Source organism: Kordiimonas pumila, from assembly GCF_015240255.1.
In the GTDB taxonomy this organism is placed as follows: domain Bacteria; phylum Pseudomonadota; class Alphaproteobacteria; order Sphingomonadales; family Kordiimonadaceae; genus Kordiimonas; species Kordiimonas pumila.
Genome location: NZ_CP061205.1, coordinates 516,751 through 532,889 on the forward strand (window position 1 = coordinate 516,751; position 16,139 = coordinate 532,889).

General features: G+C 51.1%; 14 protein-coding genes and 1 tRNA gene. 8 read left to right on the forward strand and 7 right to left on the reverse strand.

Going from position 1 to position 16,139, the window contains the following annotated elements; translation table 11 throughout:
• Nucleotides 1-105 precede the first annotated feature (105 nt).
• Together ICL80_RS02095 and ICL80_RS02100 are read left to right on the forward strand one after the other, a co-directional pair.
• Entirely contained in the window at nucleotides 106-1,413 is a 1,308-nt protein-coding gene (locus ICL80_RS02095; protein WP_194214479.1) for a UDP-glucose dehydrogenase family protein, read from the forward strand.
• A 5-nt stretch (nucleotides 1,414-1,418) separates the two neighbouring features.
• Entirely contained in the window at nucleotides 1,419-2,747 is a 1,329-nt protein-coding gene (locus ICL80_RS02100; protein ID WP_194214480.1) for an MATE family efflux transporter, read from the forward strand.
• On the opposite strand, the gene arsC is transcribed toward ICL80_RS02100, so the two are convergent.
• Nucleotides 2,744-3,088 (reverse strand): arsenate reductase (glutaredoxin), encoded by a 345-nt coding sequence (arsC, locus tag ICL80_RS02105; protein ID WP_194214481.1) that lies wholly within the window; start codon nucleotides 3,086-3,088, stop codon nucleotides 2,744-2,746. The two genes, ICL80_RS02100 and arsC, sit on opposite strands and share 4 nt — an antisense overlap.
• A gap of 78 nt (nucleotides 3,089-3,166) precedes the next feature.
• A tRNA-Gly gene (locus ICL80_RS02110) sits at nucleotides 3,167-3,240 on the reverse strand.
• A 149-nt stretch (nucleotides 3,241-3,389) separates the two neighbouring features.
• Between ICL80_RS02110 and ICL80_RS02115 the strand changes: the two genes are divergently transcribed.
• From ICL80_RS02115 to ICL80_RS02130, 4 genes are all read left to right on the forward strand, one after another.
• A complete protein-coding gene (locus tag ICL80_RS02115) occupies nucleotides 3,390-4,598 on the forward strand; it encodes a PLP-dependent transferase (RefSeq protein WP_194214482.1) in 1,209 nt (402 codons plus the stop codon).
• A 13-nt stretch (nucleotides 4,599-4,611) separates the two neighbouring features.
• Nucleotides 4,612-5,043 carry a Co2+/Mg2+ efflux protein ApaG gene (apaG, locus tag ICL80_RS02120; RefSeq protein WP_194214483.1) on the forward strand — a complete coding sequence of 144 codons (432 nt, stop codon included), beginning with the start codon at nucleotides 4,612-4,614 and terminating at the stop codon, nucleotides 5,041-5,043.
• A gap of 11 nt (nucleotides 5,044-5,054) precedes the next feature.
• On the forward strand, nucleotides 5,055-6,503 hold the full coding sequence (locus tag ICL80_RS02125; protein ID WP_194214484.1) for a TrkH family potassium uptake protein: 1,449 nt from the start codon (nucleotides 5,055-5,057) through the stop codon (nucleotides 6,501-6,503).
• 65 nt (nucleotides 6,504-6,568) lie between these two features.
• Nucleotides 6,569-7,381, forward strand: coding sequence for a hypothetical protein (locus ICL80_RS02130; protein ID WP_194214485.1), 813 nt, complete (start codon nucleotides 6,569-6,571; stop codon nucleotides 7,379-7,381).
• Nucleotides 7,382-7,390: 9 nt separating this feature from the next.
• Here the strand turns inward: ICL80_RS02130 and ICL80_RS02135 are convergent, their stop codons facing one another.
• Genes ICL80_RS02135 through ICL80_RS02145 form a run of 3 tightly spaced genes read right to left on the reverse strand, consistent with a single transcriptional unit; the run spans nucleotide 7,391 to nucleotide 11,645 of the window.
• Nucleotides 7,391-7,807 carry a tellurite resistance TerB family protein gene (locus ICL80_RS02135; protein ID WP_194214486.1) on the reverse strand — a complete coding sequence of 139 codons (417 nt, stop codon included), beginning with the start codon at nucleotides 7,805-7,807 and terminating at the stop codon, nucleotides 7,391-7,393.
• A 41-nt stretch (nucleotides 7,808-7,848) separates the two neighbouring features.
• The gene (locus ICL80_RS02140) at nucleotides 7,849-8,826 is read right to left on the reverse strand and encodes a DUF6492 family protein (RefSeq protein WP_194214487.1); all 978 of its coding nucleotides are present in this window, start codon (nucleotides 8,824-8,826) and stop codon (nucleotides 7,849-7,851) included.
• A gap of 20 nt (nucleotides 8,827-8,846) precedes the next feature.
• A complete protein-coding gene (locus ICL80_RS02145; protein ID WP_228073761.1) occupies nucleotides 8,847-11,645 on the reverse strand; it encodes an ATP-dependent DNA helicase in 2,799 nt (932 codons plus the stop codon).
• Between the two features lie 130 nt (nucleotides 11,646-11,775).
• Here ICL80_RS02145 and ICL80_RS02150 point away from each other — a divergent pair, with 130 nt between their 5' ends.
• Nucleotides 11,776-13,359, forward strand: a complete 1,584-nt coding sequence (locus ICL80_RS02150) for a lysine--tRNA ligase (protein ID WP_194214489.1) — start codon at nucleotides 11,776-11,778, stop codon at nucleotides 13,357-13,359.
• Between the two features lie 183 nt (nucleotides 13,360-13,542).
• Here the strand turns inward: ICL80_RS02150 and grpE are convergent, their stop codons facing one another.
• Together grpE and hrcA are read right to left on the reverse strand one after the other, a co-directional pair.
• Nucleotides 13,543-14,139, reverse strand: a complete 597-nt coding sequence (gene grpE, locus ICL80_RS02155) for a nucleotide exchange factor GrpE (RefSeq protein ID WP_194214490.1) — start codon at nucleotides 14,137-14,139, stop codon at nucleotides 13,543-13,545.
• Nucleotides 14,140-14,172: 33 nt separating this feature from the next.
• Entirely contained in the window at nucleotides 14,173-15,216 is a 1,044-nt protein-coding gene (gene hrcA, locus ICL80_RS02160) for a heat-inducible transcriptional repressor HrcA (protein WP_194214491.1), read from the reverse strand.
• A 188-nt stretch (nucleotides 15,217-15,404) separates the two neighbouring features.
• On the opposite strand from hrcA, the gene rph reads away from it, so the two are divergent.
• The gene (rph, locus tag ICL80_RS02165; RefSeq protein WP_194214492.1) at nucleotides 15,405-16,121 is read left to right on the forward strand and encodes a ribonuclease PH; all 717 of its coding nucleotides are present in this window, start codon (nucleotides 15,405-15,407) and stop codon (nucleotides 16,119-16,121) included.
• The last annotated feature ends 18 nt before the right edge of the window (nucleotides 16,122-16,139 follow it).

Sequence of the window (16,139 nt, forward strand, 5' to 3'; positions counted from 1 at the left end):
TTTATAGCTAGCGAGCTGTAGAAAAAGTACATTAAAAATATCAAAGTAATTACCTACTCTTGAAGGAAGCGCCCGGCTCTTTCAAAAAACCCGGAAGGAAGATATATGAAAATCGCTGTAATAGGCACAGGCTATGTTGGTCTTGTTTCTGGAGCCTGTTTTTCAGAGTTTGGCCATACCGTTACATGCGTTGATAAAGATGCCGGAAAGATCGAACGTCTGCTTGCTGGCGAAATACCCATATATGAACCGGGGCTAGACAGCCTTGTGGCCAGAAACAATCAAGCAGGCAGGCTTTTTTTCACAACCAGCCTTAAAGACGCGATGGACGGCGCACAGGCTGTTTTTATTGCGGTAGGCACCCCAAGCAGGCGCGGCGACGGCCACGCAGACTTGCAATATGTTTTTGCCGCCGTGGAAGAACTCGCCGCTTACATTAAAAGCTATACCGTGATTGTGACCAAATCCACCGTGCCCGTTGGCACTGGTGCCGAAATTAAAAAGCGCCTGAGTGCGCTTCTCGACACAAGCCTGTTTGATGTTGCCTCAAACCCCGAGTTTCTGCGGGAAGGCGCCGCCATTGAAGATTTTATGCGCCCAGACCGGGTTGTGGTTGGTATCGAAGGCGAAAAAGCCAAAGCGGTGATGAGCGAGCTTTATAGGCCGCTTTTCCTGAATGAAACACCTGTTGTTTTCACCAACCGTGAAACGGCCGAGGTTATCAAATATGCGGCGAACGCATTTCTTGCAACCAAGATCAGCTTCATTAATGAAATGGCTGACCTCTGCGAACAGGTGGGCGCTGATGTTCAACAGGTATCAAAAGGCATTGGGCTTGATAAACGCATTGGCAACAAGTTTCTGCATGCTGGCCCCGGATACGGCGGCAGTTGCTTCCCGAAAGACACCCGTGCGCTTGTGCATTCTGCCGACACATACGGTGTCCCCATGCAAATTGTCAGGTCTGTTGTTGACGTGAACGAGAAGCGCAAGCTCGCCATGGCAGAAAAAGTGGTTAAAGCCTGTGGTGGCTCGGTTACAGGCAAGCGTATTGCCATACTTGGCCTCACCTTCAAACCCAACACCGATGATATGCGCGAAAGCCCCAGCCTTGACATTATCCCTGCCTTACAAAAACAGGGGGCAACAATTCACGCCTATGACCCCAAAGGCATGGAAGAAGCGGCACACATGTTAACCGATATTACATTTCATGATGAACCCTATAGTACCCTCGCCGGCGCTGATGCTGTTGTTATTATAACAGAGTGGAACCAATTTCGGGCGCTTGATCTGGCCCGCGTGAAAGACCTTATGAAAACACCGGTTATGGTTGACCTGAGGAATGTATACGGCCTCGCAGATGTAGCAGCTTACGGCTTTAGCTACACTGGTATTGGTCGGGCTTTTTAACCCCTGTGCTCAAGATCAGCGCAAACAGAAAAATTTGGGCTATAGCTGGCCCTGCCATTATTGCAAACTCTTCTGCCCCGCTTGTAGGGCTGGTTGATACATGGGTGATCGGACATTTGCCCGGCCCCGTGCCCCTTGCCACAATCGGCGTGGGGGCAACTATATTTTCTTTCCTGTTTTGGGCTTTTGGTTTTCTGCGCATGAGCACAACAGGCATGATAGCGCAGGCTTTTGGCAGAAATGATACTGACGAAATGGCGCGGGTTATTGTACGCGCTACCAGTTTAGGTTTCAGCATTGCGCTGCTTTTGCTCTGCCTTCAAGAAGGCATACTGTTTGCGGCGCTAAAAGCTCTCAACCCACCAGAGGCTACACTGGACGGTATCAGCCAGTATTTTTCCATTCGCATTTGGGCAGCACCCGCGACGCTTTTTATATACGGCGTTACCGGGTTTCTTATTGGCACCGCCCGCACCGGCATAGCCCTCATCCTGCAACTTATCCTGAACCTGTCAAACGCCGCCTTAAACCTTATTCTCGTTATCGGCTTTGATATGGGCGTTAGCGGCATAGCCATTGGCAGCCTGTGCGCAGAATGGATTGCGGCCTTTTACGGCGTTTGGATTATATCTTCCCGGCTTGGGCACCAAAACATAGTTGCCCTCGCAAGGCAAAACCAGACATGGAAATTTGACAGAATAAAAGCCCTGCTGTCATCTAATGGCTATATATTTGCCCGCACACTGCTTTTAATGGCCTCGCTTGCGCTTGTTACCAAAAAAGCGGCTGAACTGGGAACAGCAGAACTTGCCGCCAGTCAGGTGCTGTTTACCTTCCTATTGCTTATAAGCCTTGGCCTTGATGCTTTTGCTTATGCCGCAGAAGCCCTGAGCGGTGCAGCATACGGCAAAAAATCTCTCGCAGAGTTCCGCTTTTGGGTGCGGCGTACTTCGGTTTGGGCATTTGCAATATCGGTGTTTTATGCTGCAGGCTTTTTCTATTTTGGCAATGCTATTGTAAACACCCTAACCGATATTGTGCCTGTACGCACAGCCGCAGCAAGCGTTATGCCGCTTATTGCAGTGCTCCCACTACTTTCTGTATGGTGTTATCAGTTTGACGGTATTTTTATTGGGGCAACGGCTAGCAGAGGTATGCTGATAACCATGGCGGGCGCGGCCTGCATTTATGTGGCCATTATCAATGGCCTAACAGCAGCGTGGGGTCTAACCGGGCTGTGGGGCGCCCTCACTGTTTTTATGGCTGCGCGTGGGCTTGGGCAGCTTCTGTATTATCCGGTTCTGGAAAAACGCATTACCGAACCGGCACCCTAAAGAATATCAAGCACACTCTCTGGGGGCCTGCCAATCGCAGCCTTCGTGCCTGCAAAAACAATCGGTCGCTCAATCAGTTTGGGCGTTGTGTGCATCGCAGCAATCAAAGCATCTGCATCAGAAACATTTTCAAGACCAAGGTCTTTATAGTCTGCTTCACCTTTTCGCATCAGCATGCGCGGCTCAAGTCCCAGTTTTGATAAAGCATCCGCAATTTCAGCAACAGACGGTGCATCCTCAAGATAAAGTCGCACATCAGGCTTCAGGCCTTTTTCTTCTATGAGTGCAAGGGTCTGCCTTGATTTACTACACCGGGGGTTATGCCAGATTGTTAGCTTCATAGGATGCGCCTTTCCTGCCTTGCTGTTTTGAAGTGGCCGAAGGGCCGTATCTATGCTCACCTGACATGCCTATTATAATGGAGCGGGTGAAGGGAATCGAACCCTCGTATTCAGCTTGGGAAGCTGCTGCTCTACCATTGAGCTACACCCGCATTGCCATTCATGCCGCGAAGTGCCACATTCCTACCATGTCGGATGGTAAAATCAAGTAATGATGCAATCATCTTGCAGCAAAACCTTGACCTTCTGGCTCTTGATCGCCAACGTAGCGGCGCTATTGTTGTTTTTAAGGAGACTTGCGATGAAGCTTCGCGCCGGAATTGACCCTAAACTTACCTCACGCTGGGCACGCCAAACCCAATTGGTGCGCGCAGGTACAATGCGGTCTGATTTTGGTGAAATGTCTGAAGCACTCTATATGACATCGGGGTTTACCTACGAATCAGCAGAGGAAGCCGAGGCCCGCTTTGATGGCCGCGCAGAAGGTTTTACCTATTCACGCCAAAGCAACCCCAATCTCTCAATGCTGGAAAGCCGTATGGCGCTGCTGGAAGGCGCAGAAGTAGGCCGCGCCACCGCAACAGGCATGGCCGCAATGACTGCAGCACTTCTTGCCGGGCTAAAGGCTGGTGACCATGTTCTCGGTGCACGGGCGCTCTTTGGGTCGTGCCGGTGGTTGATGGATGTACTGCTGCCTCGTTTCGGTATCGAAACAACTGTGGTGGACGGTACAAATATGGAGGCATGGAAAAAAGCTGTAAAGCCAAACACCAAAGCGTTTTTCATGGAAACCCCTGCAAACCCGACGCTTGAGATTGTAGATATTAAAGCCGTGGCAGATCTTGCCCACGAAAATGGCTGCAAGCTTATTGTGGATAATGTTTTTGCCACGCCTATTTTGCAGCGCCCGATGGAATTTGGCGCCGATATTGTTTGTTATTCAACCACCAAGCATATCGACGGTCAAGGCCGCGCTCTTGGCGGCATGGTTCTGTGCGACAAGGCATGGGATGAAGAGTTTTTGTTCCCTTATTACCGGCACACGGGCTGTGCCATGTCGCCGTTTAATGCATGGGTAACCCTGAAGGGTTTGGAAACACTATCGCTTCGCGTGCACAGCATGTGCGACAATGCCGAAAAAGTGGCCACTTCAATTGCGGACCGTCTTGGCGATGTCAGGCACCCATCCCTTGACAGTTTCAAACAGCAAAACCTGGCGCTCGCACAAATGGACCGCGGCGGCACCATGGTTGTTTTTGAGCTGCCCGGTGGCCGCGAACAGGCTTTTGGTTTTCTCAACAGCTTGGAAATTGCCGATATTTCCAATAATCTTGGCGATTCAAGAACAATTGCAACCCACCCGTGGAGCACAACCCACAAAGCACTGGCAGAAGAAACCCGCCTTGAACTAGGCATTACACCCGGCCTTATTCGCCTGTCTGTTGGACTTGAGGACGCGAACGACCTGATTGCAGATGTGATGCAGGCTCTCGACAAAGCTGGTGTATGATAAGCAGGATGATATGATAAACCACGAAGAAACCCTGATGGACGGCGTTCTAACTTTCTCTGATGTTACAGACGGCATCAGGGTTTCTGTGCAGTCCTATTTTCTGGAAGGTCAATCCACCCCTGAAAACGGCCAGTTTATATGGGCGTACAGAATACAAATAGACAATGAAAGCACCCAAACAGTGCGCTTGCTAAGGCGCCACTGGATTATCACAGAAGGGGACGGCCGCGTGAAAGAAGTAACCGGCGACGGCGTTATTGGTGAGCAACCCCATATCGAACCTGGCGGGCGCTATATATACACAAGTGGCAGCCCGCTTGGCCAACCTTCCGGCTTTATGAAGGGCAGTTACATTATGGAAGACATGAACGGGCAAGAGTTTTCTGTAAAAATACCCACGTTCTCACTTGATAGCCCCTACAGCTCCCGCCGTATTAATTAGGGAACACTGACGTGCTCGATCTTCGCCCAGTTCTCTATACCCTCGGGGCGCTCCTGAGCATGCTGGCACTTGGCATGCTTATTCCCATCTTTGTAGACCTGAGCGCCGATAATAATGACTGGGAAGTATTTCTGCTGGCAATGTTCCTGACCCTCACCTTCGGCGGTATGCTTATGCTTGCAAACCGGGGTACTGGCGATAACCTGAACCTGCGTCAAGCCTTTCTTATGACCACGCTGGCCTGGGCTGTTCTGCCTGCATTTGCGGCCCTTCCTATGGCATTTTCGGTGCTGGACCTCAGTTATACAGATGCCTATTTCGAATCCATGAGCGGTATCACAACAACAGGGTCTACCATCTTGTCGGGCCTCGATACCACACCGCCCGGCATCCTTATCTGGCGTGCGCTTTTGCAGTGGTTTGGCGGTATTGGTATTGTTGTGATGGCGGTTGCTGTTTTGCCTATGCTACAAGTTGGCGGCATGCAGGTGTTCAAGGTTGAAAGCTTTGATACTGTTGAAAAAATACTACCGCGCGCCGCCCAGATTTCAGGCGCTATTATTGGCCTATACATAGCTTTTACCGCTTTGTGCGCAATTTTTTATATGCTGGCAGGTATGGGCAGTTTTGATGCACTTGCCCATTCCATGGCTGCCATATCCACCGGTGGCTTTTCAACCTACGATGCCTCTATGGGCGCCTTCAATAGCTACAGTGTTGATATGATCACCATTGTGTTCATGATCATCGGCTCACTGCCTTTCATTATCTATTTGCAGGTGGTGCGCGGCAGGCCACTTGCTGTATGGCAGGATGAACAGGCCCGCGGCTTCCTAAAGCTTGTGGCGGTTTTGTGCGGCGGTGTCACGCTCTGGCTTGTGGTCTGGAAAAACTTCACTATTGCAGAAGCCTTTCGCTTTGGTAGCTTTAATATTATTTCCGTTTTAACCGGAACCGGTTTTGCCTCAACCGACTATAGCCAGTGGGGCAGTTTTTCAGCCACTCTGTTTTTTCTGGTTATGTTCATTGGTGGCTGCGCAGGCTCAACTAGTTGCGGCATTAAAATATTCCGCTTTCAGGTGTTGTTAAAGTCGATGAAATGTTGGGCAGCACATATTATTCAGCCCAACGGTGTTTTTATTCCGCGCTATAATAACCGGCCCATATCCAGAGACGTGCAAAGCTCGGTCATGGCTTTTATGACTCTGTTTCTGGCGATTTTTATTGTGCTTTCAACCGCTGTTGCCGCAACCGGGGCAGACTGGGTTACGGCTTTTTCAAGCACGGGTACCGCGCTTTCGAATGTCGGCCCCGGGCTTGGTGATATTGTTGGCCCAGCTGGTAATTTTGCCAGCCTTGATGATACAGCCAAATGGATTTTGTCACTTGCCATGCTGCTTGGCAGGCTGGAGCTTTTTTCCGCTCTTGTACTGTTATCGCCCGCCTTTTGGCGCGCCTAAAGTATTTTAGCATACAACCATAGCCATTATGCCAGCGTTCATGTTTCTATGATATGGTTTGGCTTATGAAAACAGTTGCAGCAGGGCTAACGATTATCCTTTCTTTATCGACTATCAGTTTTGCCGCTGATAGCCCCGGCCAACAACACGATGAAAAAAGCGAGTTTCGTGAAACTAGGCTACTGGCAAAAGCTGAAAATACGGCTGAAAGCTTACGTCTAGCATGCCAAACCGGTCTTGTTATTGGCGGCTTTTTTGAAACCGGGCCAGAGGCAGTTCAAAGCCTGCATCAAGCCCTCGCTGACTGTGAAGCAGCCATTATAAAAGATCCCACTAATATTTTAACCACCGTTAGCTTGGCCGCAGCCATCAGCTACGAAGGCAAACGGCTAACGTCAGCGCGCTACCCTCACACATCAAAAAAGCTACTTGAAAAGCTGGTGCAGGAGAACCCCAATAGTGCCATTGCCCTTGGTGCCTTGGCAACATGGCATTCAGAAGTAAGTGCCGTGGGGTTTGCTGCCCGCTTGGTGCTCGGTGCCAGCCGCAAAAAGGCAACCAGCCTCTATGCAAGTGCTTTTGAAAAGGGCCTAACCGATTTTGGTCTCAGGCTTTCCTATATAAAGTTTCTGGCGCGCGGCACACCAGAAGACATGGCACATGCGCTTGCACAGTGTGCCATTATGCTTGAAGCCCCAGCACAAACAGCGATTGACAAAATCCTCCAGCAAAAAATGGCGATCCTTGCTGTCGCCCTGCAAACAAAGGATGAAAAAACAATAGAAGCCGCCCTTGAGGAAATATCGGCATTCCCAACCCTTAAAGACTATAAAAAAATGCCGGCCTATGAACTGGCAAAAACATACAGGGACGACTAACCCAACGCTTTAATCAGGAAAAGACTTTTGCCTGCTAGCAATTCCGCGCTCTATCGCCGCTGCCGTCAGCCTGTCAATATCCAAATAGTGGCGGATCATTTCAAGCAGTCGCAGCTCTTCCTGACTTAGGCTGCCATCAGAAGCGGCTACCTCGCACGCAAGTGCATACACCAGATCAAAATGGGTTTCAGGAACGGCTTCTTCCACCAATCCTAGTACCGCATCCAACCCTTCCTCGCTTTGCAGCAGGTCAATACAGGTTTGGGTATCGCTTCTAAGGCGTTCAACATTATAATTTCGAAACGCGGGCAAATAACCAACAATGCCTGTCATGCGGGTTAATTCATTATCCGTCATCTGCTCATCAGACGCCGAAATTGAAACCATAATATAAACAAGGGCCGTTTCAGGGCTTATTGTGGACATAATTTTTCTCTCATAGCTGTCGGTTCTTTAAACCTAAACTGTTAGCCCCGGTTCATCAACACCTTACGCTTCAAAAGCTTATTGTATAACGCCATAAAAAAATTTGATCGTAGAAATGGCGCCGCCGCAAAATAGCGAGCTTCCGAAAGATCTTTTACCAATTTAAATCGCTGCCATACCCCAAAAACCAGATCAAGGACCTCAGGGTCACGTCGCCGAAACACCGCACGGTGAACACCAAATGTATGATATAGTTTTTGCTGAGCCAGTTCTACACGGCGCTTTGCTTCAGTATAATCATTCTGCTGTTTGCTCATTAATGCGATGGCGGCTCGTGAGCTTCTGGCATACCGTATAGTTGCCGTATTATACCGCGCTATGAGAAATGCGTAATACAGATAGAATTCCGTAACACGCGGCCCTGCCATAAATATCTCAACAAAGTTTTTTCTTAATGTACATTCCATGTGCAAGATCAGGTCTTTAACGTCACTTTTGTATAGGGCAAAAGGGGTAACCGATGTGAGCGTTGTGGCCTGATACAAGGCAGGATCAAGATCAAAATAAGAGCAAGCATTTATATAATCTAGCCTGAACCTTTCATAGACCGGCGTGAAAGAGGCTAGCAAACGCCCATCTTCTGACCAAATATTTTCTGGTTTCAACTCACGAATAAAATGGTTTTTGCAATCAAGAACTACATATTCATCGGCTTCCACAACATTTGCCGCCAAAAGCTTAAGCGCTTGCTGACTTCGCCAACCCAGCTTTTTAAAGCTACCGTTTGTAAGGTCTTTATACGAAAAAACACGAACAAGGGCAGCTAGTGGGCCGTATTCGGGATAGACTTTTTCTTCAATGTACCGTTGCACCTCTTCGAAACAACGATCATTTATGATCAAAATTATATTAGCCACCATTGCGGGTCTAACATAAAGACGAATTGAACGTGCTTGCAGTTCAAGCAACCTCAGCTCATCCCCAAAACAGACTGTTACTAAATCAAATTGTTTATCCACATCGACCCCCATCAATATGATTACTGTAGAAACTTTTTAACCTCACTCACCGCGTCTGCCAATCCCACACGTTCCACCGCAACACCTTCCGGGAAAGCATCGAGAAGGCGGGTTGGGGTTTGGCCGTCAAGAATAACAAAAACACCCCGATCTTCTGCCCTGCGAATAAGCCTGCCGTATGCCTGCGACAGCTTAAGCCGGGTCAGCATTTCATCATAGAGGCGGCCACCAAAGGCCGCGCGGCGCGCCCGGTGTAAAATCGTGGGGCGCGGCCACGGCACCCGGTCAAACACAATCAGCCTAAGGCTGTCCCCCGGCACATCAACCCCGTCGCGCACAGCATCTGTCCCCAGCAGGCAAGCGTGCCTGTCATCCCGGAACATATCCACAAGGGTAGCGATATCAACCGGGTCAACATGCTGGCTGTAAAGAGGCAAGCCCGCTTCCTCCAGTGCGCCCGCTATATGGCTATAGGTGGTTCTAAGGCGGTTAATTGCGGTAAACAGCCCTAGCGCACCACCGCCAGAGGCGGCAAAGAGCGCGCGGTATGCAGCCGCCACCTGTTCGCCGCTGGTCTTGTTCACATCCCCCACAATTAGCACCCGTGTCTGCGCCTGATAGTTAAACGGTGAGACAACCCGCAACCGCTTTGGTGGCACCATAAGATGCTGCGCACCTGTGCGCATATCCGCGCTTTGCCAATCATCGCTGCCTGCCGCGCGGTCACTAAGGGTCGCGGAGGTAATAAGAACACCGTGGGCCTCTTCCAGCACAATATCAGCAAAGGGTTTGGTGGGGTCTATAAAATGCCGGTAATAGCCAATGTCGCGCTCGCGGCCATCAACCCGGTCAACGGCGAGCCAATCGACAAAATCGTCAGGTACCGGGCCGCCAAGCCCTTCCGCGATTGCAGCCCACAGCGTTACCGTGCTTGCCCGCAGTTTCAGGGCTTGTGCTGACGCCTCCAGCCTGCCACGCGTTGTTGTATCCAGTATGTCCGCGTCTTCATCAAGCCGGCGCAGTAACAGGTGCGATAACCGTGTCATGGGGTTTGCAAGCGCAGCAAGCGCTTCAAACAGCTCGGTGCCCGCCGCCACAAGGCCCTCAAGCGGGTCCGCAATGCTTGCCTCAATCGAGTGCGGGCCACGGCTGTCTGCACGCGCCGTAACTTGCGCGCGCACAAACATCAGGAAGTTTTCAAACCGGGTGATGGGTGCCGCCCCCGTTACGCGGCCCATCCAGTTATCAGACGGCAAAACCCGCGCGGCTTCCAGCACTTCTGCAAGCAGCTTCTGCGCGTCTGCATCGTCGGTTATCAGTTCCTCAAGCCTGCTTTTAAGGCCGCGTGCCCGAGTGCTGCCGCCGCTTTCCTTGCCGCGCAGCCAGCGCCGCAGATCAGCTCCCTCCAAGCCAGACAGGTGAACCGCAAACGCACTGTCTGCCGCATCAAAAACATGATGTCCCTCATCAAACACCAGCCTTTTTGGCAGGTCTGGGTCCCCCGCCCTAAGCGCCGCCTGCGCCACCACAAGCGCATGGTTTGCCACCACCAAATCAGCGTGCTTGGCCTTGCGGGTGCTTTTTTCAACAAAACACTTACGAAAATGGGCACAGGCAGAATAAAGACATTCGCCGCGCCGGTCGGTTAAGCCTGCAATGCGGCCAGCCCCAAAATGAGCGCCAAGCCAATTGGGGAAATCACCGCCTATCATATCGCCGTCACGGCTAAACCGCGCCCACCGCGCCACCAAGCCAATGAGAATTTTATCCCGGTCCATACCACCCGCCGGGTTTGTGCGCATCAGAACGGCGCGCAGTGTTTCCTCAATATTCAACAAGCAGGCATAGTTTTCGCGGCCTTTTCTAATAACCGCCCGCTTGGCTTTTATTTTGGGGTCAGGGTATAGGCGCGACAATTCCTGATCAAGCTGGCGTTGCAGGTTTTTAGTGTAAGTGGAAAGCCATACAGTACCATCGTTTTTTTCTGCCCATAAGCTCGCAGGCGCAATATAGCCAAGGGTTTTACCTGTACCTGTGCCCGCCTCCAGTAACTGCACATTGGGGCCTTCAACCATTTCACGCGGCTTAAACACATGGGTCGCCGCAGCGGCATAGCGTTCCTGCCCCTCGCGTTTTTCTGAGGTTGCGCCCAGCAACATATTAAGTCGTTCCAGACTACTTGTTGATTCCACCGGCTCATCCCCGGGCGGTGGCGGCGGCGCGCCGTCTTCCCAGTCAACAAGCGATGTCCAGACAAACAGCCCGTCTTCGCGGCTGTGGTCTGCATACGTTTCAATAGATGCAATAACAAGCCCGCCCCAAGGCCAGCCTGCTTTTGCCATCATGGTTGCAACGCGGGCACCGCCTGCCCGATAGCGGTATGTTTCGCTTGCCAGTTCAGCAAGCAACCGGCCCGCCACATCGCGCAGCGCAAGGCAGGCATCTTCAGCGCTAAGGCTTTCGTCTGTCCGGCCAAGGCCAAGCGCCTCTTTCATGCCCGCAACAGTGGGCAGGCAGTACCGAGCCGGGCGCACAAAAGCAAACAGTTCCAGCACATCAAACGCCCTAACCTGAGGTAGCCCCAGCCGCCGGGCAGCAAGCACCCGGTTCATCACCAAATATGGGTCGCGGCTAATGCGTTCTGCTGCCTCATCGAGTGATAGCGAAAGAAATTCGCCTTCAACCGTTAAAACGGTCGCGACTCGAATGCCAACCATCATAACAGGCACCGCCTCAAACGAAGCGGCCTCCTGCTCTGCGCGTACAATCAGGTCTTTTCCGGCAAAATCTTCCATAAGCGGAGCATACTTCCGGCCCACAAAAAAAACAGTCTTAATATTTAATGCTGCAAAATGGTGTTTTGCTTGACGTTAGCTAAGAGAATCTCCATAGCTTCCGGCAGCCCAGACCCTTTTGGCTGGGCGCAACCCCTTTTATATGGTGACGATTATGACTAGTAATATTGACATAGCCCTTTCTGCAAACGCCTGGCCGTTCAAAGAAGCTGAAAAGATTGTCAAACGTTACAAGGGCAAGACACCTGAAAAGGGCTATATTCTGTTTGAAACCGGGTACGGCCCATCTGGCCTGCCACACCTTGGCACGTTCGGCGAGGTGGCGCGCACAACTATGGTGATGCGTGCTTTTCAAGAAATTTCTGATATCCCAACACGTTTGTTCTGCTTTTCAGACGATATGGACGGTTTGCGCAAAGTGCCAACCAATGTGCCAAACCAGGAATTGCTGGCAAAAGCCCTCAATAAACCGCTAACACAGGTGCCAGACCCCTTTGGCACGCACCCCAGCTTTGGCGCGCATAACAACGCGCGGCTGTGCGCATTTCTTGACCAATTTGGTTTCAAGTATGAATTTTTTTCAGCAACCGATTGCTACAAAAACGGTATGTTTGATAAAACGCTGCTGAAAATCTGCCAAAACTACGACAAGATCCTGAAAGTTATGCTGCCAACACTCGGCGAAGAGCGGCAGCAAACCTATAGCCCGTTCCTGCCTGTCTGCCTTGATACCGGGAATGTGTTGCAGGTGCCCGTACGCGTGGAAGACCCTGAACAAGGCATTATTTCATACGAAAACGAAGCCGGAAAACGCGTTGAAACCCTGATCACCGGCGGCAAAGTAAAATGCCAGTGGAAGGTTGATTGGGCCATGCGCTGGGTTGCGCTGGGTGTTGATTATGAAATGTCAGGCAAAGATCTGGACGAAAGCGTAAAGCTTTCTGCCGCTATCTGCCGGATTTTGGGCACCAACCCGCCTGAAAACCTAAGTTACGAGCTGTTCCTTGATGAACACGGCAAGAAAATTTCCAAATCAAAAGGCAACGGCCTGTCGATCGAGGAATGGCTAACCTATGCCAGCCCCGAAAGCCTGTCGCTTTATATGTTTCAAGCGCCGCGCAAAGCTAAACGCCTGTATTTTGATGTCATTCCAAAAGCGATGGACGAATATTACACGTTTGTTGCCAAGTTTCACGAACAGGAGCTGGCGGACCAGTTTAATAACCCGGCATGGCATATTCACAGCGGCAACGTACCCACATATAAACTACCTGTTAGTTTTGCACTGCTGCTGAACCTTGTGTCTGCCGCAAACGCGGGCGACAAGGAAACACTTTGGGGCTTTGTAGAACGCTATGCAGAGGGCGCGAATGCAGAAACCTTCCCAGAGCTTGACCGCCTGATGGGCTATGCGATCCGTTACTATGAGGATTTTGTAAAACCAACAAAGGCCTTCCGCTTGCCAACAGAGCAGGAAACCAAAGCATTCAACAGCCTTGTTGAGCGCCTAAGTGCCCTTTCTGCCAGCGAAACAGATGCAGAGGTTATTATGAGCGAGGTTTATTCTGCCGGTAAAGACGCCGACTTTGAAAACCTGCGTGACTGGTTCAAGGCTTGCTACGAAGTGCTCTTGGGCCAAAGCCAAGGCCCGCGTATGGGCGGCTTTATTGCGCTGTATGGTGTCGGTGAAACTATCGCACTTATTCAAGAGGCGCTAGCAGGCAAGCTTGCAGCATAACCAATAGATACCCACGGGTAAACCCGTAATCCTATGGCTTTCAATCACAACTCCGCCTATAAATTGATGGCGGAGTTGTCCTGCACCCTGCTGTCCGTGATGTTCTGTCTTCGATCACATAAAACATAAAAAAAGCCTCACTCATTAAAGCGAGGCTTTTATCTTAACCTATATGTGGGCAAATCAGGCTTCGGTATCAACCGTTTTTTCGGCACCTTTCGCCACACCCACCATGGCGGGGCGCAGCAAGCGGTCCTTGATCACGTAGCCCGCGGCCACAACCTGCATCACGCTGCCGGGCGCGTGGTCTGCTGTTGGAATTTCAAACATGGCCTGATGATACTGGTGGTCAAACTTTTCACCAACCTCAGGCACAACCTTGCGAATACCGTAGCGCTCCATGGTGTTCAAAAGCTCGCGCTCAGTCATTTCGATACCGTCAATAAACGGTTTCATATCGTCGGCGATCTCTTTTGGCTGGGTATCAAGCGCGCGCCGCAGGTTATCGCTTAAGTTCAGAACATCACGGGCAAAGCCGGTTACGGCATAGGTGCTCGCATCGGCCTTGTCTTTTTCAGCGCGGCGGCGAACATTTTCAGTTTCTGCAACAGCGCGCAGCAAGCGGTCTTTCAGTTCTGCAACCTCGGTCTGCAGCTTAGCGACAATCTCGTCGTCACCCGCACCAGCAGCCTGATCGTCGTCTGCCATTTCCAGCTCTGCCGCCAGAATTTCTTCCTGTGTCAAGCCTTCGGTTTCTTCGCTTTTTGCTTCTTTGCTCATACTCGTTCCGTCCACTTTCCATAAAGGTATAGTCTATAAAAGGCGGCTTACCACCCGGGCTGTATAATCTACCATTGGTACTATGCGGGCGTAATTCAAGCGGGTTGGCCCTATTACACCCAGCACACCAACAATTTTGTTCGAACCGTTCATATAGGGAGAAACAACGAGAGATGAACCCGAAAGCGAAAATAAATTATTCTCAGCTCCAATAAACAGTCGAACACCGCGCCCTTCTTTGGCCAGTTCCATCAGCCGGATCAAGTCTTTTTTACGCTCAAGCTCATCAAAAAGGCGTCGAACACGTTCTAGGTCTTCTTTTGCCTCCACACCGCCCAGCAAGTTTGACTGCCCCGACACCAGCAAAGACGCTGGCGCATTACTGCCGCTGCTGCCCGACCATACAGCAAGGCCGCTTTTAACAATGCGGCTGGTGATCGCATCAAGCTCTGCCTTTTTATTCTCTAGTTCTTCCGCGACCACACCCTTCATTTCCTCTAGCGAGCGCCCAACAAGCCGGGCACTGAGGTAATTACCCGCCTGCACCAAGGCTGAAGGCGGCATGCCGGGCGGCAAATCAACCATACGGTTTTCAACACTGCCGTCCTCAGACACCAGCACAACAAGGGAGCGCAGCGGTGATATGGGCACAAACTCAATATGCCGGACCGCAACATCGTGTTTTGGCACCATGATAAGCGACGCACACTGCGACAAGCCAGACAAAGCCTTTGTTGCCTCTGCAAGCAGATCTTCAACAGACCGGCCATTGCTTTCGCATTTGCCTTTTATCGCGGCGCGTTCTTCTTTTGTAAGGTTACCAATTTCCATCAGGCCGTCTACAAATAGCCTGAGGCCAAAATCGGTGGGAATACGCCCGGCTGATGTGTGCGGCGCTGCCAGCAGGCCTGCCTCCTCAAGGTCAGCCATTGTATTACGGATGGTCGCTGGCGAAACCCCAATGCCTTCTGCGCGGCTGATCGTACGAGACCCAACAGGATCACCCGTTTCCAGATAGGTTTCCACTATCTGCTGAAATATCGCACGAGACCGTTCATTCAAGCTTTCAAGCGACATAAGGTTTCCTCATTAAAAAGCAGCCAGAGTCTAAAAAACGGCGTACCTTTCGTCAATCAAACATATGGTAATGATGATAGTGCAGTGCAATATGTCACCCTATCACATTCTTGCCCTTTGACGTGGGGCAATATGAAGGGTAGTAAAAGGCCAAAGTGCATAAAACACACAAAAGACAAGGAAACAATATGCGACCCAGTGGACGTGCCAGCGACGAAATGCGACAGATTGAAATGACCCCCGGCTTTGCAAAGCATGCCGAGGGCAGCTGTATGGTCAAATTTGGTCATACCCATGTTCTCGTAACCGCCACATTTGAAGAAGGCTGCCCGCCGTGGCTCAGGAACACGGGCAAGGGCTGGGTTACGGCAGAATACGGCATGTTGCCGCGTTCAACACACGGGCGCATGCCGCGTGAAGCCGCCAAGGGCAAACAAAGTGGCCGCACGCAGGAAATTCAGCGCCTGATTGGCCGCGCGCTCCGTGCTGTGGTTGACCTAAGCAAACTGGGCGAACGCCAAGTGCGGATTGACTGCGATGTTATTCAGGCAGACGGCGGCACCCGCACGGCATCAATTTCTGGTGCGTATGTAGCGCTGCACCAATGTTTCACGTGGATGCTGGAAAACGGCCACATAACAGAAATGCCTTTCACAGACAGCATTATGGCGGTTTCCTGTGGTATCTATAACGGCACGCCTGTGCTCGACCTCGATTACGACGAAGACAGCAATGCAGAAACAGATGCCAATTTTGTTTTAACTGGCAAGGGTGGCATTGTTGAAATTCAGGGCACAGCGGAAGAAGAACCTTTCACAGAAGAGCAGTTCCTCCGCCTTCTACGGCTTGCGCGCATGGGCTGTGATGGCATTCAAAAAGCGCAAAAAACGGCTCTCGGTCTTTAAGGAAATAGAATGGCACGG